Genomic DNA, 21936 nt, shown 5'->3' with positions numbered 1-21936 from the left:
AGATACGCAAATGAACCGTGGCACGCTATTGCTGTTTGCCGTCGCGGTGTTGATAGGGCTACCACTTATTGTGGTAGCTTTGTCGTTATTAAACCCTCAATGGGACACCCTATACCATTTATGGCAAACCGTTATACCAGAGTATATCGGTCACTCCCTGATCTTGTTATTTGCCGTTGGTATTGGTGTCACTTTATTAGGCGTAAGTACAGCCTGGTGCATCAGTCAGTATGACTTTCCCGGTTGGCGCTGGACAAGTTGGGCATTATTGCTGCCATTAGCCATGCCAGCCTATATTACCGCCTATACTTATACCGGCTTACTCGACTACGCAGGACCGGTACAAGGGCTGGTCCGGGATATATTTTCTGTCAGTATTGGTGACTATTGGTTTCCCGAAATCCGCAGCCTCAGCGGTGCGGTTTTTGTTCTTTGTATCGTACTTTACCCTTACGTCTACCTTATTACTCGCGCCGCCTTCATGCAGCAGTCCACCACGGCGTTTGAAAGTGCAAGAACCCTGGGGGCCAGTTCGCTAAGAAGTTTCTGGAAAGTCGCACTTCCTTTGGCGCGCCCTGCTATTGCAACCGGTGTCACTCTGGCATTAATGGAGACTCTGGCTGACTACGGTACGATGGAGTACTTTGGCATAACGGTCTTTACAACGGGAATTTTTCGCACCTGGTACGGCATTGGTGACGCACAGGGCGCGTTGCAACTATCAGCGCTTTTACTGGTTTTCGTCATTATACTCATCATGGTCGAGCGATACTCTCGTCGCCGCGCCCGTTTCTATCAACAGCGCTCAAGCACCAGAGCACCTCAGCGCCGCCCTTTAAGTGGCTGGCGCGCAGCGGTTGCGTCTTCAGTTTGCTGGCTTCCTGTTGTTCTTGGCTTCGCCATACCGGCATCGCAACTTCTGTGGTGGTCCATACAAAAATCTGAAATTTGGCAACAAAGTGCGTTTTGGGTTTTAACCTTTAATACGCTTTGGTTAGGGCTGTTAGCAGCATTAATTACGGTTGCTTTGGCGCTTTGGCTTGCTTATGGCCGGCGTCGCCACCCGACACGACCACTGCGGGCGGCTATCAATCTGGCCGGTATGGGTTATGCCATTCCGGGTATCGTTATCGCGGTAGGGTTACTGTCCCCATTAGCCTGGCTCGATAATCAAATTATCTCTATCAGCGAATGGCTGTTTAACTTTAACCCCGGGTTATTACTGTCCGGTACCGTCATAGCGCTGCTGTTTGCCTATAGTGTCCGCTTTCTCTCTGTGTCACTACAAACCGTAAATTCAGGGCTTGAACAAATAACCCCACAAATGGATGACAGTGCCCGTACCTTAGGCGCGAGCGGCAAGCGTATTTTATGGCGAATTCATTTACCATTATTGCGCAGCCCGTTGTTAGCCGCTCTTATTCTCGTTCTGGTGGATGTTATGAAAGAGCTGCCGGCGACCCTGGTATTAAGACCCTTTGATTTTAATACGCTGGCTGTACGGGCATTTGAAATGGCATCCGACGAAAGGCTTGCCGATGCAGGCCCTCCGGCTTTAATGATTGTCGCGGTCGGTCTTATTCCGGTTATTATGTTATCCCGTGCTTTGCGCAGTAATTCGATAAAAACAGGTGAGTAAATGAGCACACTACTGAATATCGATACCGTCAGTATCCAACTTTCCGGTGACCTTATTGTCGACAGGCTCAACCTGTCTTTAGAACCCGGGGACATTGGCTGTCTGTTAGGTCCCAGTGGCTGCGGTAAAACTACCCTGTTGCGTGCTATCGCCGGTTTCACTCCTGTTTCAGGAGGCAAAGTTGAACTGCATGGCAAGACGGTATCGTCCGACAAAGTACAGTGGCCAACGGAGCAACGTCATGTCGGCATGATGTTTCAGGACTTTTCACTGTTTCCGCACTTAACCGTTGCCGATAACATTCGCTTTGGTATTAATCAGTTGTCGAAAACCCAGCAGGATGAGCGCATTAAAGAGTTACTCATCCGTATTGGTCTTAATGGTTACCAGAACCGCTACCCCCATGAGTTATCTGGAGGACAACAGCAACGTATTGCTCTTGCCAGAGCGTTGGCACCAAAGCCCAAACTCATGTTACTCGATGAACCTTTCTCAAGCCTCGATGCAGAATTAAGAGAAGTACTGGCTCACGACGTCCGGCGTTTACTTAAAGAAGAAGGAATTACGGCTTTGCTGGTAACTCATGACCAGCAAGAGGCTTTTGCGATGGCTGATAAGGCTGGTGTCATGTATTCCGGTCAACTGCTCCAGTGGGAAACACCTTATGCGCTATACCACCAGCCGACTCACCAACTGGTCGCTGACTTTATTGGCCGTGGTGTGCTGCTTAATGGTGAAATTAAGGATCAGGAACTGCACTGTGCATTTGGCACCATTAAACATTCTCAATTAAGTAATAAACCCGATATGAGCGTGAACTTTCTTGTTCGCCCCGACGATGTATTGATCAACAACAAGAGTGAAATGAAAGCCATTGTTGTTGGTTGCGGGTTCCGCGGTTCTCACTATCTCTATACTCTGGAGCTTTCAGACACCAGTCATGTACTTGCGGTAGGTCCTTCTCACCAACCCCTGCAAACTGGCGAGCAAATTGGTTTTGATATCGACTTTGATCATTTAGTCGTCTTCGACTCATCACTTTGTGAACTTCCGGACTGAAGCTTACTGAAAACAATGACAAGTTAAACGCCTCGCTATAGACTTTGAATAATAGTCTTAAAGCGAGAGTTCTATGGATTTTTTAATTGATGCCTGGGATTTCAATCAACATCCCGCGACACAACTTCAGACACCGTCCGAAGCCACAAAGAATACCTGGTTTCATTTCCAACGTGACGTTGAAGGCCTGACTGAATGGCTAACTCAGGCAGGGATCCCCGAACCTCTCATTGACGCGGTACTCGAAGAAGACACCCGTCCCAGATTCCAGCGTCTGCCCGATGGTTTTATGTTGTTGCTACGCGGCGTTAACTTAAACACCGGTGAGTCACCGGAAGACATGCTCAGTTTGCGCATACTGTATTATAAAGGCGCTTTATACAGCTTCCGCAAACGCCCATTCTTATCCATAGCAAAGCTAAGGGAGCAACTCCAGCAACAGATGGGACCTGAGTCGTTACACGATTTTATCGTCGCGCTCATTGAGCAGATAAACTTGCGTATTGAAGATGTCGTTTCATCCGCGGAGGAGCAACTTGAAGCCATTGAGGGTGAAGGCTTTGATAACACTGCGTCGGTTCAGGTAAAACTCACAGCCCTGCACCGCAGATTATTGCGCCTAAACCGTTTTATTCGCCCACAGCTGGCGGCTTTAGAAAAACTCAGTACCGAAGCTGAAAAAGTCATGACACCCGAACTGCACCAATGGTTGATCAACGAACGCGACACAACCCAACGGTTGTTCGAACAAATTGACTTAATGCTTGAACAGGTGTGGATGCAACGCGAGCAACTGCAGCAGGCGATAGCAGAAAAAATGAACCGCAACACTTACTGGCTTTCCGTTATTGCCGGTGTGTTTTTACCTCTCAGCTTCTTAACCGGTGTTTTCGGCATTAATATTGGCGGCATGCCCGGTGTTGAAAATGCTGATGCCTTTATGATTTTCTGTGGCTCGCTAGTCATTATTGCCATTGTTGAGTTTTTGCTGCTAAGGCGACTTAGATTCTGGTAATTGCGATTGAGATCAAAGCCAGCTTAGACCTAAGTCGAATAGGAAATTTAAGCCAACGGAATATGCTAAAAGGCTCTGCATAAAAGGATTTGAGGTAGTGCTATGCAACCCTATAAGAAAGTCTATTCAGAAGCTCAACAAGATCCTGAAGGATTCTGGCTTGACCAGGCGCGTCGTCTGCATTGGTTCAAACCACCAAAAGTTGCTGCGCATGTCAGGAAAAATGGCATGGCAGACTGGTTCCCGGACGGCGAAATTAATGTCAGTTACTTAGCACTCGATGCTCAGATTAACGCGGGCCGCGGTGAGCAAGTCGCTCTTTACTACGACTCTCCGGTTACTCAAAGTAAAGTAAGCTACACCTTTAACGAATTGCACTATCAGGTCGCATGCTTCGCCGACGTGCTGAAGCAGCGAGGCGTTGAAACAGGTGACCGGGTCATTATCTACCTTCCGATGATCCCTCAGGCAGCTATTGCCATGCTGGCTTGCGCGCGCATTGGGGCGATTCACTCGGTTGTTTTTGGTGGTTTTGCAGCACACGAACTTGCCGTTCGCATTGACGATGCCGCCCCCAAGCTCATCGTTACCGCCTCATGTGGTATTGAAGGTAGCAAGGTTTTACCTTACAAGCCTATTGTTGATAAGGCACTGGCAGAAGCGCAGTTTAGCCCCCGTACCATTGTTTATCAGCGCGAGCAGTGTGAGGCTGAAATGCAGGACGGCCAGGACACCGACTGGGCGAAAGCAATGGAAAAAGCCAGCCCCGCTGAAGCTGTTCCCTTACCGGCTACCCACCCGCTTTATATTCTTTATACTTCCGGCACCACCGGCAAACCAAAAGGGGTGGTACGTGATCACGGTGGGTACGCTGTCGCCTTAAACTTTTCAATGAATTACGTTTATGGGCTAAACCCCGGAGAAGTCTTCTTTACGGCGTCTGATGTTGGTTGGGTCGTTGGCCACTCTTACATCGTTTATGGACCTTTAATTTTCGGCTGCAGCAGTATTCTTTACGAAGGAAAACCTGTTAACACACCAGATGCAGGTTCCTTCTGGCGCATTGTTCAGGACTATAAAGTCAGTGCTATTTTCTCCGCTCCCACCGCGTTCCGGGCGATAAAAAAAGAAGACCCCGAAGGCGAGCACCTGAGCCGCTACGATATTAGCTCACTGCAACGTATTTACATGGCTGGCGAACGTTTAGACCCTGCAACGTACGAATGGACAACAGAGCTCACCGACTTACCGGTTTATGACCACTGGTGGCAAACAGAAAGTGGCTGGCCTATGAGCGCCAACCCCGTGGGAATTGGCGCAGTTAAAGTGAAACCCGGCTCTTCAACCTTCCCGGTTCCGGGTTACGAGATCAGCGTGCTGGATCCCTTGGGTAAAAGTCTAGGCAGTAAAGAAGAAGGTGCCATTTGTGTGCGTTTACCTTTACCTCCGGGTTGTTTAACCACCATTTGGGGTGACGAGGAACGGCTACAGGGCAGTTATTTGAATGCATTCCCCGGTTACTACTGCAGCGGCGATGGCGGTTACATAGATGACGACGGCTATGTATTCATTATGGGTCGCACGGACGATGTGATAAACGTTGCCGGTCACCGCTTGTCTACCGGCGAAATGGAAGAAATTCTGGCCAGCCATAAAGACGTAGCAGAATGCGCCGTGGTTGCCCAGCCCGATGAACTCAAAGGAGAGTTGCCAGTTGGCTTTGTCATTCTTAAAAATTCATCCACTATTGGTCATGAGCAATTGCAGCAAGAGCTCATCCAGTCTATTCGCTCCGAAATTGGCGCAATTGCCTGCCTGAAGACCTTACACATTGTTCCCAGATTACCTAAAACTCGCTCCGGGAAAATATTAAGGCGTCTTATCCGGCAAGTTTTGCAAGGGGATGATGTTGCCGTTCCATCGACCATTGACGACCCAACAAGTATTGATGCTATTAAGGAAACTCTGCGTTAAACTATCGCCCTTTCTTTTTAACAGGAACAGGGTGTTATGACGTTATCGATTGTTGCGGTTGTTCTGGGGTTAGCGGTATTAGTCTGGAGTGCTGACCGCTTTGTTGAAGGCGCGGCTGCCGTAGCACGACATCTGGGTATGGCGCCTCTGGTTATCGGTATGGTCATTATTGGCTTTGGCACGTCAGCACCTGAAATGGTGGTGTCGGCCTTAGCCTCTATGCAAGGTAACCCGGCTTTAGCTTTGGGTAATGCTTACGGCTCAAACATTACCAACATTGCTCTGGTTTTGGGTATAACCGCCCTGCTTGCGCCTATCGCTGTAAAGTCGGTCGTTATTCGTCGCGAAATGCCAGTTTTAATAGCCATTACCCTGTTAAGCGCAGTTTTCCTTCTCGATTACCAAATAACACGACTTGAAGCTGTACTTTTACTGGTTGTTTTCCTTAGCTATATGGGCTGGTCTGTATGGATAGGCTCGAAAAGCAGTGACGACAGTTTAGCCGCTGAATACACGCAAGAAATTGACTCGCACCCTTTACCGATGAAGCCCGCTATTATCTGGCTTATTGTCGGACTGTTGCTGCTTATTGTCAGTTCCCGCGCTTTAGTCTGGGGCGCGGTAAACATCGCCGTGTCGCTTGGTGTCAGTGACTTGGTCATCGGCCTTACCGTAGTCGCCATCGGCACCTCTTTACCGGAATTGGCTTCAGCAATTGCGGCCACGCGTAAGAACGAACACGACCTGGCATTGGGTAATGTTATTGGTTCAAATATGTTTAATACGCTGGCAGTTGTGGGTATTGCCGGCGCTATTGAACCGGTGTCACTTGAGCCGCTTGTATTAAGCCGTGACTGGGTTGCAATGGCAGTACTGACGCTGTTACTGATGGTCTTCGGTATTCGCAAAGCCCGTCAGGGACGAATTAATCGCGTACATGGTATTATCTTTATTTGCCTGTACCTGCTCTATACCCTGTACTTATTGAAGACTGGCTTCATCGCACCGCAATAAAACACTATTGCAAATCGTTCGCATTTAACATAGACTATCATTACTAACTGAGGTGATAGTCTATGTACGTATGTCTTTGTAAGGGCGTTAATGATAAAGCCATTCATCAGGCGGTTATTTCTGGTGAAGTGAATTCTATGCGAGACCTGCGCCAACAATATGGTGTGGCTTCTCAGTGTGGATGCTGTAAAACTTGCGCCAAAGACGTACTTCACGAAGCTCTCGAACAACGATCCAACCAAGCAGGTAAAGAGACCCAACTTCCGGTTTCCGTATGCTACACTTAATTCATACCTAATGAATTAAGGAGTAATACGGCTATGAAAGGTGATGCTAAAGTCATCCAGCAACTGAATAAAATACTGACGCTAAAACTTACCGCTATAAACCAGTACTTTCTTCATGCTCGCATGTATCGCAACTGGGGCTTTGAAAGCCTGAACAAACCTGTCTACAAAGCTTCTATCAATGAAATGAAGCACGCCGACGTTCTCATCGAACGCATTCTATTTTTAGAAGGCATTCCTAATTTACAGGAGCTTGGCAAGTTATACGTTGGCGAAGACCCCAGAGAAATGCTGGAGCTGGACCACAAAGTTCAGTTTAAAGATGTCAGTGCCATACGCGAAGCGATTAAAGAGTGTGAGCAACATCAGGATTACGTCAGCCGCAATGCCCTGCGTGACATTCTCGACTCTCAGGAAGAGCATCTCGACTGGCTTGAAACCCAAATTGATCTTATATCGCGCCTTGGCAATGAAGTTTATCTGCAAACAAAAATTCAAGGAGCTGAATAATGAACAGAGATAATAACGTCGTTGAGCAGCTCAATCGTCTTCTGGCTTTTGAACTCACTTCAATTGACCAGTACACATCGCATTCACGGCAATACGAAGACATGGGCTTAATGAAGCTTTATGAGCGTATTAACCATGAAATTGATGATGAACGTGGTCATGCGGACTTGCTCATTCGCAGAATTCTATTTCTGGAAGGTAAACCCAAAATGGATGCGCGTGAACCTCATACCATAGGTTCAGATGTCCGCGAAATGCTGGAAAACGATCTGCAGCTTGAGTACAACAACGCAAAAACGTTACGCGAAGTCATTGAGTACTGTGAAGAAGTTGATGATTATGTCACCCGTGAGATGCTGGTCGGCATTTTGAAAGATACCGAAGAAGATCACGCTTACTGGTTACAAATTCAACTGAACCTGATGGATCGCCTGGGCGAGCAACTTTACTTACAGAGTATGATGTAAATAGAGTCCTCACTTTCTGCAGACACAAAAAAACCGCCTCAAGGGCGGTTTCTTTTGTATCTGGCTTCGATCGAGGGATTAACTCGGGCCCTCCATGGCCCTCGCCCTTCGGGCAGCGCTGACGCGCTGTTCAAAACGGCTTTCCTGCCGTTTTGTCGAACCGGCAGGGTTTTCATCAAGTCCCCTCTTTCTGCAGGCACAAAAAAACCGCCTCAAGGGCGGTTTCTTTTGTATCTGGCGGAGAGAGAGGGATTCGAACCCTCGATACGTTGCCGTATACACACTTTCCAGGCGTGCTCCTTCAGCCACTCGGACACCTCTCCAGAACGGCCGCTATGGTAGGGGTTTTAGCCGTTCTAATCAAGGGGTTTAAGCAATTTTAAAGCGCTTCATGCCATTATTTAACCGTTTTGCTAACTCATTCAGTTCACGGCTGGCTTCGCTAATTTGCTCTGAGCCTGCTGCCGTTTGCTCCGCAGCCTCTGTAATTGAGGAGAAGTTTTGATTAATTTCCTCTGCAACCGCTGTTTGCTCTTCCGCTGCAGTAGCAATTTGCGCATTCATGTCACTCATTTTTGCCACCGAATTATTGACCGCGTGTAAGGACTCACCAGCTGAACGGGCTTGCTTCACACTTTCTGCCGCTTTCTCCCTGCCTTTGTCCATCACTGAAACTGCATCAGTCGCACTGCCTCGCATGGTTTCAATTAAGCTTTGAATACTGCGGGTTGAATCCTGTGTCCGGTTCGCCAGCGCCCTTACTTCATCGGCAACCACCGAGAAACCCCGGCCATGTTCGCCAGCTCGTGCCGCTTCTATAGCTGCGTTTAATGCTAGTAGGTTTGTCTGGTCGGCAATGCCCTCTATCACTTCCAGCACCTTGTGAATTTCTGCCGTGTTGTCAGACAGTTCACCAATGACTTTAGCAGCACCTTCAACCTGGTTGGCTAACTCTTCAATGGAAAGAACCGTCGCTTCGACCTCACGGCTGCCTGCAACTGTTTCTCTGTCGGTATCATCGGCCAACTGCGCCGCCTGCTCTGTATGCTGAGCAACTTCACGAACCGTTTGCGACATTTGATGAATAGCGGTTGCGCCCTGAGTCGTTTGCTCTTGCTGCTGAACCACCAGTTTTTGGTTATTCCCAGCCGTTTCAGCAAGCTCATTCGAGGAATTCAGAATGGTACTTGCTGACTCATTAACATCTCCCAGAATACTCCGTAACTGATTCACCATACGGTTAACATCGGCCATCATGCTATCTTCATAGCGTGTATGGGTAGAGACGGTTAAATCGCCATCGGCAATTCGTTGCAGAGCTTCAGCCGCTTCCTCGGGTTCACCGCCAATCGTGTGTGTCAGTTTAACTACGATTTGCCAGGCCACCAGTCCGCCACTGATAATGGCAAACGCAGTAACCCACCACATTAAGGTGGCAAAGTTCTCACTGCGGCTCATTACCTCTTCCGTACCGGCTGAGATACTTTGTTCCTGATAGTCAATAAAGGCGTTAATTCGGTTTAACCACTCCGCATAAATTGGCGATACTTCATTAAGGACGTATTCCTGAGCCTGTTGCCTTTGGTTCGAGCTTAACAGGCGCTCTGTTTCATCAGCCGCCGCCAGACCCTGAGCCTGAATGTCTTCAATTTCACTCAATAACTCACGTTCCTTACTGTTTACCAACTCGTTATCGGAAAAAATGTCAGTCATACCGCTATCTGCTTTGCTGTAATTGGATTTAAGATCAGCAATTAGGTCACGTAGAGGTGGACGTTGGTCGGCATTTTCAACCAAAACTAAATCACGCAAGGCTATTGCACGGTCATGCACACTGCCTCGAAAGTTAATAGCAAACCGTTGTTTTTCACTACCCACTTCGTTAACTCTTACCAGGGTTTTATCAATTTCACCAACCTGATATGTACCGACGATGGTGGTTATAACAAGTAATAGCAGAATAAAGGCAAACCCTGCATACAAACGATTTGCTATGGTCATTTAGCGCTCCAAAGGCTTTTTAATAAGTCGATTCTAAGTTGTTGAACGGTTATACAGATTGAAACGCAGGGTGGATCAAAAAAATTGATAAATTGAGGTAGGTATAATCGATATGTTCAATTATTGTTTAATAAGCCAACGAAAAATTCGAACTTGGCTAGGTACATAAAATAAGTATTCAGGGTGCCACTGTACACCGATAATGGTTTGCTCATCCTGCCCCTCGGAGGCCTGCAAAAAGCCATCCAAGTCCCAACCCACAGCAAGCATACCAACACCCGTTTTTTTGACGATTTGCGAATGCAGGCTATTAACTCTCAGTTTTCGCTTTCTACAAATCTTCGCCAATTTACTTTTAGGCTCAATAAATACCTGCTTAGTGGGTAAAAGTCCCGGGCGGTTATAGGTCAACTGACGCAATTCCCGAATGTTCTGGTCAAGTTCGCCACCGAGCACTACATTAATTAACTGCGAACCGCGACAAATGCCTAACAGCGGCTTCTTATTCTCCAGAGCCCAGCGTATCCAGGCAATTTCGAGTTCATCGCGATCAGGGTCATACTCGCCGTCACGCTCTGGCGGCTGGTTATATTGTGAGGGGCTAATGTCGTCCCCTCCTCCAATAATCACTGCATCGATATTGTCCGGCTCACAACGGTGCCTGACACTCGAACGCAAAGGACGAGCTCCAAGGCATTTGAGAATAAGCCAGGTACACCACCAGGACGGAGACCAACGTCTGGCGGTTCCGGTTACAACCACTCGCGGTCTTTCAGCCATTGCTCCAGCCTTTCTTTCCAGTCTTTTTCTGAGACACCAATTAAGGGACGCTCAGCGTCAATAAACGCTTGTTTCCAATAGTCTAACGCTTGCTGATCATTAGCCAGAGCGTCGACCACCCACCAAACTTTCCAGGGCTCGGTTAACTGCCAGTCAGGATGTTCAAGCTGACAGTTCGGTAAGCGGTAATGAAAAGTCGGACGGGCCTTTATCTTTTTGTCATCTACTGCTCCCATCACTTTTTCTTCGTCTAAGAAAGCAAAGAGAGGCAACATATCCAAAGCACGGTTACGAGTGGCGTTGTGCTTAAGGTAGTCATCGATAAGCTGTTCCTGAGTCACCTCATGTTGGTTAACCAACAGTCGGATGTAGGCCTCGGGGTATTTATCGATGTAAGGACTGAGTTTGCGCGTTGTATCAACACGATGCGCTTCAACCAGCCACCACTGCAACAGAGAAAATGCCTGTAAATAACGCAGCAATACATTGGCACTTAATGATGGTACTTCGGGGTTAATATGGACACCGTAAGCGGCTATCCAGGACTCATCTGTACCTTTTGCTCCGGCTTCTCTCAGCGCGTCCGTTAAGGTAAGTAACTGCTCACATTGCTCCAGCGTTAACGGCGGACAGACAATTTCAATGGGCACAAGGTTTTCAGCAAGACTGCCGAGTTCTCGCACCCAGGCGGACTTGTCTCCGCCCTCTGCTTTCGCTTTTCGTTTTAAATAGTCCCAGTCAATCTCAACTTTAAACGAACCAAGACCGTCCACCTCAATTTCTTGTTCCGCTTTGGAAACAGAAACTAACTCACCGGGCAGTACTCGCTGCATGACATCAATAGTCTGGCTTAAAGTTAAGCCGCTAAATTCCAGTTCAAAACCGACTTTTCGGTCTTCGCCTTCATAATTTAGCGGCTCAGTTAATGCTTTAAACGACTCATTACTCAATAGAAAATGTCCCCGCTGGTCCCGGAAATACAACTGGGCTTTCGAAGCCATCGTTACTGACACTAGCTACACCAAAAATGTAATTATCGATCACCACATTTTCCAGTGTGTACTCGTTTACATTACCAACGTAGCGACTGAACTGCCACTGCGGGGCACTGGTTAAACGCCAGTAAACTTTATAACCCGCAATATTTTCTTCATCTTCTTCCTGGGGTGCCCAGCGTAAAGTTGTATCCGGTTTTACTGCACCTTCTATCTCGACATTGGCAGGTGGTCTTGGTGCCCACGACATACTTGCCATAGAAACCGCGTTCAGCGCAGTTAGTTTAGCCGCGTAATCAAAATCGACACCCTCTATGGTATCGCCATATTCAATACCATTCTCAACACGAAGGTCCTGATGCTGACGATTATAGTTTTCGTTGGTTTCCATAATACGGATACCCGCATAACCTAAATCGTTAAAGGGTCTGTGGTGCCCGCCGCGACCAAAGCGATCTAAGCGATAAACAATCATCGTGTCTAAGTTGTTGATGTAACGATCCGCCACTGTATCAATATAGCGCGCCAGGTTGCGTGAGGGAGAGTCTACTTCACCACCATAGAAACGACGCATGGTCGCTTCGCGGTCTGATTCATTCATACGGGTGCCCTCAGCAAAAATCCGTGCTGTGGTGTTATTAATGACTCCGTTAATGCCTTCAATGTTACCAATCATGTCATTATTAAGCACTGCGGTAAGGTGCCAGCCTTCTTCTTTGGCTTTTTCGGCCAGAATTTTCCCGCCAAACAGACCTTGCTCTTCACCGGCCAGGGCCGCATAAACAATAGAGCCGTCGAATTCGTATTGGGTTAGCACTCGTGCCGCTTCTAACGCACCGGCGACACCAGAGGCGTTATCGTTTGCACCGGGAGCGTCTGAGGTATAATCCATAACATCGCTAACGCGCGAGTCAATGTCTCCGGACATCATCACGTAACGGTTAGGGTCCGTTTTGCCCCGTTGAATGGCAATAACACTTTTCACTTCCACAGGGTCAGGTATGCGCGTTTCACCGGAAATTGTATCGCTGACATACATGACTTCAAGACAGCCGCCACAGGCTTCGGATATACGTTCAAATTCGGCAAAAATCCAGCGTCTTGCGGCACCAATACCACGCGTATCCGACTCGGTTTCAGATAAGGTATGACGAGTGCCAAAGTCGACCAGAGTCTGAATGTCACTTTCAATACGATCGGCCTGCATTGCACCAGCTATTTCGTGCAGTTTCTCCTGCTCTTTATAATCGATACCGTCCTGCGCCATAGCCGTTAGCGGTAATGCCAACCCTATGCTTGCTGCTAAAAGCGGATTTGCCCATGATTTCAACATAATTGAACACCTGTTATTAAATAAACAATGATTTGATTATGGGGCAAATACCCGACGATGGAAAGTCACGGCCATCAGTCATACAAATAGTTGACTTACGACGGCACAGTCAACTCAGACAGGTCAATGAGAGTCTGGGTCACGTCAGTCAACGTCATAACCGCCTGAAGCTGAGAAAAGTTGTGCTCCAGTTCTTTTGCCCGATGCGGTAAGTAGCGGTGAATATAGGACAAACTTTCACTCAGTTCCTCTGGGAAGCGGTTAGCACAGGGCTGGGCTGAGACCAGAACCGCAACAAAGTTACTGTTGTCGTTTAGAAAGCGTATATATTCCGCGGCCTCTTCAAAACTCTCGTATTCCCCAATATCTCGCCCCATAACCGCTTCTTTTTGAAGCGCACTGCTTACTCTTAAAATCAGAATACGCGACGAAAACTCATTCCCATCCGATAACTGGCGAAGCTTCTGCCTTATATGGGAGCTGAGCCGTCGCCCACCAAGAATCCGGTCCCCATTAGCTAACCAAAATTCAGTCTCATTAAACAATGTGGGTAAGCCTTCTGTTAACGACATTAGCCCGGCAAGCTCAGGTTTCCACTCAACGCCTCGTTTATAGAGAAAGAGCGCATTCGACAATACATGAGGAAAAATCTTATGTTTTGCTGAGGACTCATCACTGAGTCGCTTGAAATTTAATTTTTCCGCCCCTTTAGAGCGGTAGTCCTGCAACCTGGATAAATCTGGCTTTTCATCCGTTTTATTCTGCCAAAGCGGTGTCCTTATTGGGTTTAGCTCAGCGTAAATAAGCTGCTTTTCGTTACTATAGGTTATTGTTAGTTGGTAACAGCGCGTACCATAGCCAGCAGCCCGTAGCGCACTCAAGGTGGCCATTAAAGACTTATCTGTTTGCAATGCCTGTAGAGGAAGTAAGTACTCGCGCCAGACTTTATTCACCGGCAAGCTAATACGAAAAAATGTCACTTGCCGACGGGTTTCTTTTCGGGAGTCTCTTAACTCTGAAACGCTGGTTTGCACCCACGTCTGCTCAAGAAGCTCAGCAAGCAAGTCCCCTTGATGCTGTTGCCAGCTATTCAGTAGTGTCTGGTTTGCTGCTGTTCTTATTACCGCAAAGGTACTGGAGTGGTTGCTAAGAAGAATAGGCAAAGCCTGAATCGCATTAAACCAGTAATTCTCATACCCCCGCGCAATGACTTGTTGTGCGACATGTTCAACATTAATTTTGTAACGCCTTCTGGACTTGGTCACAATGTCTGACAGAAGCGGGCTGAGGTCATCATCCGACGACTCATCAAAGCGCTTTAAACGCAGATATAAACAGGTATCTCTATTTTTTACGCCGACAACCCGGTATTCGTAGCCAGTATTAGCATCAAAAGTAAAATCATCTGAAAAGCCACAAAAATAGAGAGTTACACGAGCATGCTTTAATCCAGTCAACTGCTGTTCAAAAGGAAGTTTTAGCTGTACCCCTGAATGTGAAACATCCACCGTCATGGCATTTAACCTTTGCCCGTCAGCAAGTTCCATTTTCACTGCGGTAACCAGATTCACTCGTTCTTCACTACGCTTATATTCATAGCCAGCCACAAAGTTGTCTAGCGCATTGTTCTGTTCTTCCTGCTCCTGAGCTTTATGTTCAGCAAGTTTTTGATGGTGCGCTTTTAACGCCAGTATTTTTGCTTTGGTGTCATTGGTAAAAACCCCTTTATAAGCACGTAAGCCTTCTTCAAATATTTTTCTGGCGGTTAAGTCAAAGTAATGTGTGCGGCCTTGAAAGGTATAGGGTTCAACTTCCGCAGGAATTTTTTTGCGGAGATCAACAACGCCCAATGCGGGTTTGGCCAGTTCGGTAATTTGCATGCGAAGCTTGAGCTTTTCCGGCCCGCTTAAGTGCGCTGTTTTGCGTTTAAACAGAGACTCAAATTGAGAGCGATGGTAATCTGTTTTAAGCTCATCAACTAAGGTTTCTATTGGGGCGTCACTGCTCATAATGGCTGCTGGTCAGTATCGTTATTATTTTGTTCAACATTTAATTTACATTAACGCTAAGAGGATCTTCATGCAAACGCTTTTACTTGGTTACGGTGATATTGCAGACCGCGTCGCGCAAAGGCTTAGCGCATTTAAAAACCAGGTTACCGGAGTTTGCAGAACACCCGGCAATAAACCCGTGCGCCCGGGTGTCGACTTAATAGCTGCTGACCTCGGCAACGAACAAGAGCTTTATCAGCTGTTTAGACAGAAATGGGACAACGTCTTGATTACTCTCACCCCGGCGAAAGGAGCAGAAGATAGCTATCACCAGGGTTATGTCGTCCCCTGCCGACATCTGCAGCAAGTATTATCACAGCAAGCCCATCAGCCGAATATTATTTACGTTTCCAGCACAGGTGTTTATGCGCAACGCGAAGGCGAATGGATAGATGAGAACAGTCCAACTGAACCTACATCAGCTTCCGGTAAGGCATTATTGCAGGCGGAGTCACTTATTCATGCGTTGCCGGGCCCAACTTCAATTCTTCGTTGCAGCGGCATTTACGGCGAAGGTCGTGACTTTTTACTGCGCCAGCTCAGTCAGGGAAAAGTCCAGTTGCGCGACAGTTGGACCAACCGCATACACCAGGACGATGTCGCAGGCTTTATCGTCCACTTGTTGACAGAAGTCATCCGCCCTCTTCCCGTTTATTTAGTCAATGACGATGAGCCCGTGAAGCAATATGAAGTTTACCAATGGCTTGCTCAGCAGCTCGGTCTGGAGCTGCCGGGAAATATCGATACTGAGGTAGGGCCCAGAGGCTCCAAACGCTGCCTGAATAAAGGCCTTAAAGACAGTGGCTACCAACTGCAGTACCCCAGCTTTCGTCAGGGTTATGCAGCTTTGGTTAAACAGTGGCAGCGTCAATAACGCTGCTTACTGGCTGTCAAAGTAGTCCAGCATCCCCTCGGCTGCATTGCGCCCTTCAGCGATGGCGGTCACGACTAAGTCAGCGCCACGTACCATATCACCGCCAGCAAAGATCTTCGGATTACTGGTCTGCATAGCAAATTCGGTATCGCTGGTGGCAAGCACGGTACCCCAGTCGCTCAGTTCCACTTTGTGTTGTTGTAACCATTCTGGTGGGTTGGGCTGATAACCAAAAGCAATAATCACCGCTGTGGCGGGCATCAGAAACTCTGACTCAGGCACCGGCTGCGGCCTGCGCCGACCATCTTCGTCAGCCGGACCGAGCTCCGTGTGCACCATTTTCACACCGCTGACTTTGCCTGTACCGTCAGTGACTACCTCCAGTGGTTGCAAATTAAATTCAAAAGATACACCCTCTTCCCGGGCGTTCTGCACTTCTTTGCGGGAGCCCGGCATGTTGCCTTCGTCGCGACGATACGCACAAACAACCGACTTGGCTCCCTGCCTAATCGAGGTTCTGACACAGTCCATGGCCGTATCACCACCGCCAAGTACAACCACGGTCTCGTCTTTAACATCAATAAGCGGATACTGAGACATCGGCTCATGAGCCATAAGTCGTTGGGTGTTGCCAATTAGAAAAGGCAGTGCCGGATAAACGCCCTCTGCATCCAGACCTTTTAATTTACCTTCCAGCGCTTTATAGGTTCCCAGAGCCAGAAATACCGCGTCGTAATTATCTTCCAACTCAGCAAAACTGATGTCCTTACCAACTTCAACACCCAACTTAAATTCAATGCCCATGTCGGTAAATATTTCACGCCGCAAAGTCATGACCGCTTTATCCAGCTTAAATGGCGGAATGCCATAGGTCAGCAGCCCGCCAATTTCCGGGTAACGGTCGTAAACTACGGCTTTGACACCATTACGTGCCAAGACATCTGCACAAGCAAGACCAGCAGGCCCTGCACCAATAACCGCAACGCGCTCGCGGCGCTGAATAACACCACTTAAATCCGGCCGCCAGCCTTGCTTAAAGGCCTCATCGACCATTTGTTTTTCAATACTGCCAATAGTTACCGCGCCAAAACCGTCATTGAGCGTGCATGCTCCCTCGCACAGGCGATCCTGAGGACATACCCGGCCACAGACCTCCGGCAGGCTATTGGTTTTATGCATGAGCTCCGCCGCTTCAATAACCCGACCTTCGTTAGCCAGCTCCAGCCACTGAGGAATATAGTTGTGAACCGGACACTGCCATTCACAATAAGGATTACCGCAATCCAGGCAACGGTCAGCCTGACCTTTTAGCTGCACACCGGGCATCGGGTCATAAATTTCTTTGAATTCAATTCGGCGCTCTTCAACCGAGCGTTTAGGCGGGTCAATGCGTTGTACGTCTAAAAATTGATAAATATTCTTGTTCATTACATCACCTGCACGCGTAATTCTGCGGTAGATCGAGCACGATGCCCCAGCAGCTCTTTTACATCAGCCGTTTTCGGTTTCACAATATAAAAACTCTCCACCACCTGCTCAAAGTTGCGCAGTAATTCACGCGAATACAGGCTGCCCGTCGCTTCGTGATGCTCATGAATTAACCCCCGTAAGTGCTCCTGAATAATTGGGGTATCCAGTGACACCGCCTCAACCAGTTCATGGTTAAGTCGTCGGTGTAAGTCGCCGTCGCTGTCTCTTAAATAAGCAAAGCCACCGGTCATTCCTGCACCAAAGTTAATGCCGCACTCACCCAGTACCACCACAATACCGCCGGTCATGTACTCACAACCGTGGTCGCCAATACCTTCAACAACAGCCGTAGCGCCGGAGTTACGCACCGCAAAACGTTCGCCGGTACAACCGGCAGCATAGAGTTTTCCTCCGGTTGCACCATACAAGCAGGTGTTCCCCATAATGACTGCTTCATGACTGTTATAGCGGCAGCCCGCAGGTGGTTTAATGGTAATTTCTCCCCCGGCCATGCCTTTGCCTACGTAGTCATTTGCGTCCCCGGTTAAGTGAAGTTTTAAACCACCTGCATTCCATGCCCCGAAGCTTTGCCCGGCAGTACCAATAAAACCTAGAGTGATTGGCGCCACCGCCATCCCCTGGTTACCATGTTGGCTGGCAATATAACCGGATAAACTTGCGCCAACAGAGCGATCGTCATTACGAATGGTCAGTGACCAATGTCCGCCATTGCGTGCATCAATCGATTCTTTACACAGTTCCAGTAAGCGTTGGTTGAGCTTGCCCTGGTCATACGGCTGGTTTTTGTCCGTGCAATACAATGAATGTTCAGAGCGGACTCCGGCCGACTCCAACAAGGCGGTCAACTGTAACTGTTGCTGACGTTTGGTTTCCCCCGGCAAACGCTCTAGTAAATCAACCCGTCCAATGGCATCGGTTAACTGAGCTAAACCGAGATGAGCAAGAATGTCCCGCACCTCTTCAGCCATAAACTCAAACAGTTTTACAACGCGCTCCGGTAAGCCGGAAAAGTGCTCACGACGTAAGGTTTCATCTTGCGTAGCCACACCCGTTGCACAATTATTGAGATGGCAAATGCGCAAATATTTACAGCCCAGAGCTATCATCGGAGCAGTACCAAAGCCAAAGCTCTCTGCCCCTAAAATTGCCGCTTTCACAATATCCATACCGGTTTTTAAACCGCCATCAACCTGCAGACGAATTTTATGGCGCAGGTTATTCGCTACCAAAGCTTCGTGCACTTCAACCAACCCGAGTTCCCAGGGTGAACCTGCGTACTTGACCGACGTCATGGGGCTGGCGCCGGTACCACCGTCATAGCCTGATACGGTTATCAAGTCGGCATAAGCCTTAGCCACCCCGGTCGCAATAGTGCCAATACCCGGCGTTGAGACCAGTTTTACAGAGACTAAAGCTTTAGGGTTTACCTGCTTTAAATCAAAAATTAGCTGAGCTAAATCTTCAATGGAGTAAATGTCATGATGCGGCGGTGGCGATATTAATGTCGTACCAGCCACTGCGTAGCGTAGTTGCGCTATTTCCGCAGTGACTTTTTCGCCGGGTAGTTGTCCGCCCTCTCCAGGTTTTGCACCCTGCGCAACTTTTATCTGAATCACATCGGCGTTCACCAGGTAATGAGGTGTCACTCCAAAGCGCCCTGAAGCCACTTGTTTAATTCGGGAATTTTTTAAGCTGTTAAAGCGTTTCGGATCCTCGCCTCCTTCACCGGAGTTTGAATGCCCTCCAATTTGGTTCATTGCTATAGCCAGAGCCTCGTGGGCCTCAGCGCTTAACGCGCCTATGGACATAGCAGCCGTATCAAAACGCTGATACAGGCTTTCCTTTGCTTCAACTTGGTGTTTTTCAAGCTTTGCTGTTTCAGGTAATTTTATACTGAGCAGATCACGCAGGTGAGTTACCGGCCTTTGATTCACAAATTTCGCGTAAACGTCGTAGTCCCGCTGCTCACCTGTTGCTACCGCACGTTGTAAGGAGGTGACCACATCCGGGTTATACGCATGGTATTCCCCACCATGCACATATTTCAGTAAACCACCCTGAGCCAGCGGCTTACGCTTTAACCAGGCTTTGTGGAAGCTTTGCTGGAGATCCTGCTGAATATCATCAAAACCGGTACCATCAATTCGCGCCGGCACGTTTGCAAAACAAAGGCGGCGTACATCTTCGTTAAGCCCAACAGCTTCAAATAGAGAAGAACCGCGGTATCCGGCAACTGTTGCAATGCCCATCTTCGACAGTATTTTCAAGAGTCCTTTATTCAGACCTTTCCGGTAGTTCAGCAAGGCTTCTCTAATATCCAGAGTTACTTTGCCGCGAGCAACCAATTGCTCCACCGTTTCATAAGCCAGGTAAGGGTAAACTCCAGTAGCTCCCAAACCCAACAACACCGCCATGTGATGAGGGTCTCTCGCAGACGCTGTCTCAATAATAATGTTCGAATCGCAACGTAAGTCATTAGCCACTAAAGCCTGTTGAACAGCACCAACTGCTATCGCAGCCGGTATCATCAACTGTCCGCGCTGCAAGCCTCTGTCACTCAGTATCAGAATAACGGTTTGATTGTTCTTAACCGAGTCTTTTGCATTTTCAACAAGGCTTTCTATCGCCTGCCGTAAGTTGTTTTCCTCCGGCTTGAAAGCCAGCGAGAGTGTTGTTGCGCGGTAGTGCTTTTCATCCAATTCGCGTAACTGCTTTAAATCGGTATACATCAGAATGGGTGACTCGAACACCACCCTGTCAGCATCACCAGAAGCTTCGTTAAACACATTGTGCTCGCGTCCAATTATGGTTGAAAGTGACATCACGTGCCGTTCGCGAATGGGATCAATGGCAGGGTTTGTTACCTGTGCAAACTGCTGTCGAAAATAGTCATAAAGTAAGCGAGGTTGTTTGGAGAGAACCGCAGTCGGTGTGTCGTCGCCCATTGAACCAACAGCTTCCTGGCCATCTTTCGCTAATACACTGATAATTTGCTGTAACTCTTCTTCTGAGTACAGGTAAGCTTTATGCAATACCAGCATGGTTTCATCGTCATAAAGACGCTGGCCCAGTTTATCTGCGTGACTGCGTTCAAACGGAATTAAGTGACGACGATGCTGTTCCAGCCATTGTTTATAAGGGTGGCGCTGTTTTAATTCATCTTCTATTTCGTCGTTGTACCAAATTTTACCGGTATAGGTATCCACCGCCATCATTTGACCCGGCCCTAAGCGCCCTTTTTCTATGACTTCCTGTTCGTCGTAATCCCAGATACCCACTTCAGAAGCAATGGTCAGAACACCAGAGCGCGTTAATACATACCTGGCCGGGCGTAAACCATTGCGGTCCAGACTGCATGCGACGTGTCGACCGTTACTCATCACCACGCCTGCCGGCCCATCCCAGGGCTCCATGTGCAGCGAGTTAAACTCATAAAAAGCACGCATTTCATCAGACATTGTCGCGTCGCCTTGCCAGGCGGGCGGTATCAGCAAGCGCATAGCCCGGAATAGATCCATACCGCCGGCTAACAACAGCTCCAGCATATTGTCCAGCGACGCAGAATCCGAGCCGGACAAGCCGACTAACGGTTTTGCATCCTGTAAGTCGGGTAGTAAAGGGGTCTGAAACTTATAAGCCCGCGCCTGCGCCCATTGCCGGTTACCTCTTATGGTATTAATTTCGCCGTTATGAGCCAGAAACCGGAATGGTTGAGCTAAAGGCCAGCGTGGTTCGGTATTGGTTGAGAAGCGTTGATGAAATACGCAGATGGAAGTTTTCATATCGGAGTCGGCTAAATCAGCATAATAGGCGGGTAAATCCGCCGCCATCATTAAGCCCTTATAAACCAATACCAGACTAGAAAGCGAAGAAATATAAAGTTCTTCCTGATTAGGAATGAGCTTCTCAATTCGCCGACGCGCCATATACAGGCGTCTTTCTAAGTCTTTCTTTCGCCAACCCGGGGGAGCTGACACCAGAACCTGCTCTATAACAGGCTCAGACGACTTAGCACCTTCCCCCAGCACTTGGTTATCTACGGGCACTTTACGCCAACCTGTGACGGCTAAGGTCTCTCTCTGGAGTTCTTGTTCAATAAGTTGGCGTGCGGTTTCGCGCTTATCGTTGTCTCGACTGAAAAAGACCATTCCAACGGCAAATTTTTTGCTGAGCTGCCACCCCTCTTTTTCAGCAAATTGACGGAAAAATTGCTCTGGCATTTGCAGAAGCAAACCACAACCGTCACCAGTCTTACCATCCGCACCAATACCGCCGCGATGCTGCATACGATCCAAAGCCTTAACGGCTGTAGAAATCAACCCTTGCCGAGGCTCACCATTAACGTTAGCAATAATGCCGAAACCGCAGTTATCACGCACTTCAGTCGGATCATAAAACCCCATGCAAATTCCACCCGAATAAATATTCAATAAATTCAGATTAGCA

The 21936-nt window shown here is 48.2% G+C and carries 16 protein-coding genes and 1 tRNA gene; 9 read left to right on the top strand and 8 right to left on the bottom strand.

Annotation, left to right across the window (positions count from 1 at the left end; all coding sequences use genetic code 11):
* Positions 1-10 precede the first annotated feature (10 nt).
* From BM359_RS00470 to bfr (BM359_RS00435), 8 genes are all read left to right on the top strand, one after another.
* Positions 11-1639, top strand: coding sequence for an ABC transporter permease (locus BM359_RS00470; protein WP_054486889.1), 1629 nt, complete (start codon positions 11-13; stop codon positions 1637-1639).
* A complete protein-coding gene (locus tag BM359_RS00465; protein WP_054486887.1) occupies positions 1640-2698 on the top strand; it encodes an ABC transporter ATP-binding protein in 1059 nt (352 codons plus the stop codon). It abuts the gene before it with no gap.
* Between the two features lie 73 nt (positions 2699-2771).
* Positions 2772-3713 carry a zinc transporter ZntB gene (locus BM359_RS00460; RefSeq protein WP_054486885.1) on the top strand — a complete coding sequence of 314 codons (942 nt, stop codon included), beginning with the start codon at positions 2772-2774 and terminating at the stop codon, positions 3711-3713.
* A 102-nt stretch (positions 3714-3815) separates the two neighbouring features.
* Entirely contained in the window at positions 3816-5687 is a 1872-nt protein-coding gene (locus tag BM359_RS00455; protein WP_054486883.1) for an acetate--CoA ligase, read from the top strand.
* Between the two features lie 36 nt (positions 5688-5723).
* Positions 5724-6701 carry a calcium/sodium antiporter gene (locus BM359_RS00450; protein ID WP_054486881.1) on the top strand — a complete coding sequence of 326 codons (978 nt, stop codon included), beginning with the start codon at positions 5724-5726 and terminating at the stop codon, positions 6699-6701.
* A 62-nt stretch (positions 6702-6763) separates the two neighbouring features.
* Positions 6764-6988 (top strand): (2Fe-2S)-binding protein, encoded by a 225-nt coding sequence (locus tag BM359_RS00445; RefSeq protein WP_074930735.1) that lies wholly within the window; start codon positions 6764-6766, stop codon positions 6986-6988.
* A 33-nt stretch (positions 6989-7021) separates the two neighbouring features.
* Positions 7022-7498: a bacterioferritin gene (bfr, locus tag BM359_RS00440; protein WP_054486879.1), complete on the top strand. Its 477-nt coding sequence runs from the start codon at positions 7022-7024 to the stop codon at positions 7496-7498.
* Entirely contained in the window at positions 7498-7965 is a 468-nt protein-coding gene (bfr, locus tag BM359_RS00435) for a bacterioferritin (protein WP_054486877.1), read from the top strand. Before bfr (BM359_RS00440) ends, bfr (BM359_RS00435) begins: the two co-directional genes overlap by 1 nt.
* A gap of 235 nt (positions 7966-8200) precedes the next feature.
* Here bfr (BM359_RS00435) and BM359_RS00430 read toward each other — a convergent pair.
* The 6 genes from BM359_RS00430 to BM359_RS00405 all read right to left on the bottom strand — a co-directional run bounded on the left by BM359_RS00430 (position 8201) and on the right by BM359_RS00405 (position 15083).
* Positions 8201-8288: transfer RNA gene (locus BM359_RS00430), tRNA-Ser, on the bottom strand.
* 46 nt (positions 8289-8334) lie between these two features.
* Positions 8335-9966: a methyl-accepting chemotaxis protein gene (locus BM359_RS00425; RefSeq protein ID WP_054486876.1), complete on the bottom strand. Its 1632-nt coding sequence runs from the start codon at positions 9964-9966 to the stop codon at positions 8335-8337.
* 120 nt (positions 9967-10086) lie between these two features.
* On the bottom strand, positions 10087-10746 hold the full coding sequence (locus BM359_RS00420) for a gamma-glutamyl-gamma-aminobutyrate hydrolase family protein (RefSeq protein WP_054486874.1): 660 nt from the start codon (positions 10744-10746) through the stop codon (positions 10087-10089).
* Positions 10719-11696, bottom strand: coding sequence for an amidoligase family protein (locus BM359_RS00415; protein WP_054486872.1), 978 nt, complete (start codon positions 11694-11696; stop codon positions 10719-10721). Before BM359_RS00415 ends, BM359_RS00420 begins: the two co-directional genes overlap by 28 nt.
* Positions 11689-13074, bottom strand: coding sequence for a M28 family metallopeptidase (locus BM359_RS00410; protein ID WP_054486870.1), 1386 nt, complete (start codon positions 13072-13074; stop codon positions 11689-11691). The genes BM359_RS00415 and BM359_RS00410 overlap by 8 nt, the downstream gene beginning before the upstream one ends.
* 95 nt (positions 13075-13169) lie before the next feature.
* Positions 13170-15083: a PilZ domain-containing protein gene (locus BM359_RS00405; RefSeq protein WP_054486868.1), complete on the bottom strand. Its 1914-nt coding sequence runs from the start codon at positions 15081-15083 to the stop codon at positions 13170-13172.
* Between the two features lie 70 nt (positions 15084-15153).
* Between BM359_RS00405 and BM359_RS00400 the strand changes: the two genes are divergently transcribed.
* Complete coding sequence (locus BM359_RS00400) at positions 15154-15999, top strand: SDR family oxidoreductase (RefSeq protein ID WP_054488471.1); 846 nt, start codon at positions 15154-15156, stop codon at positions 15997-15999.
* 6 nt (positions 16000-16005) lie between these two features.
* Here the strand turns inward: BM359_RS00400 and BM359_RS00395 are convergent, their stop codons facing one another.
* Both BM359_RS00395 and gltB read right to left on the bottom strand, forming a co-directional pair.
* Positions 16006-17427 carry an FAD-dependent oxidoreductase gene (locus tag BM359_RS00395; RefSeq protein WP_054486867.1) on the bottom strand — a complete coding sequence of 474 codons (1422 nt, stop codon included), beginning with the start codon at positions 17425-17427 and terminating at the stop codon, positions 16006-16008.
* Positions 17427-21893: a glutamate synthase large subunit gene (gene gltB, locus BM359_RS00390; RefSeq protein WP_054486865.1), complete on the bottom strand. Its 4467-nt coding sequence runs from the start codon at positions 21891-21893 to the stop codon at positions 17427-17429. Before gltB ends, BM359_RS00395 begins: the two co-directional genes overlap by 1 nt.
* Positions 21894-21936 lie beyond the last annotated feature (43 nt).

Source organism: Idiomarina abyssalis, from assembly GCF_900116625.1.
In the GTDB taxonomy this organism is placed as follows: Bacteria; Pseudomonadota; Gammaproteobacteria; order Enterobacterales; family Alteromonadaceae; genus Idiomarina; species Idiomarina abyssalis.
The sequence above is the reverse complement of the archived record's forward strand: the minus strand, read 5'-3'. Positions and strand labels throughout refer to the sequence as shown.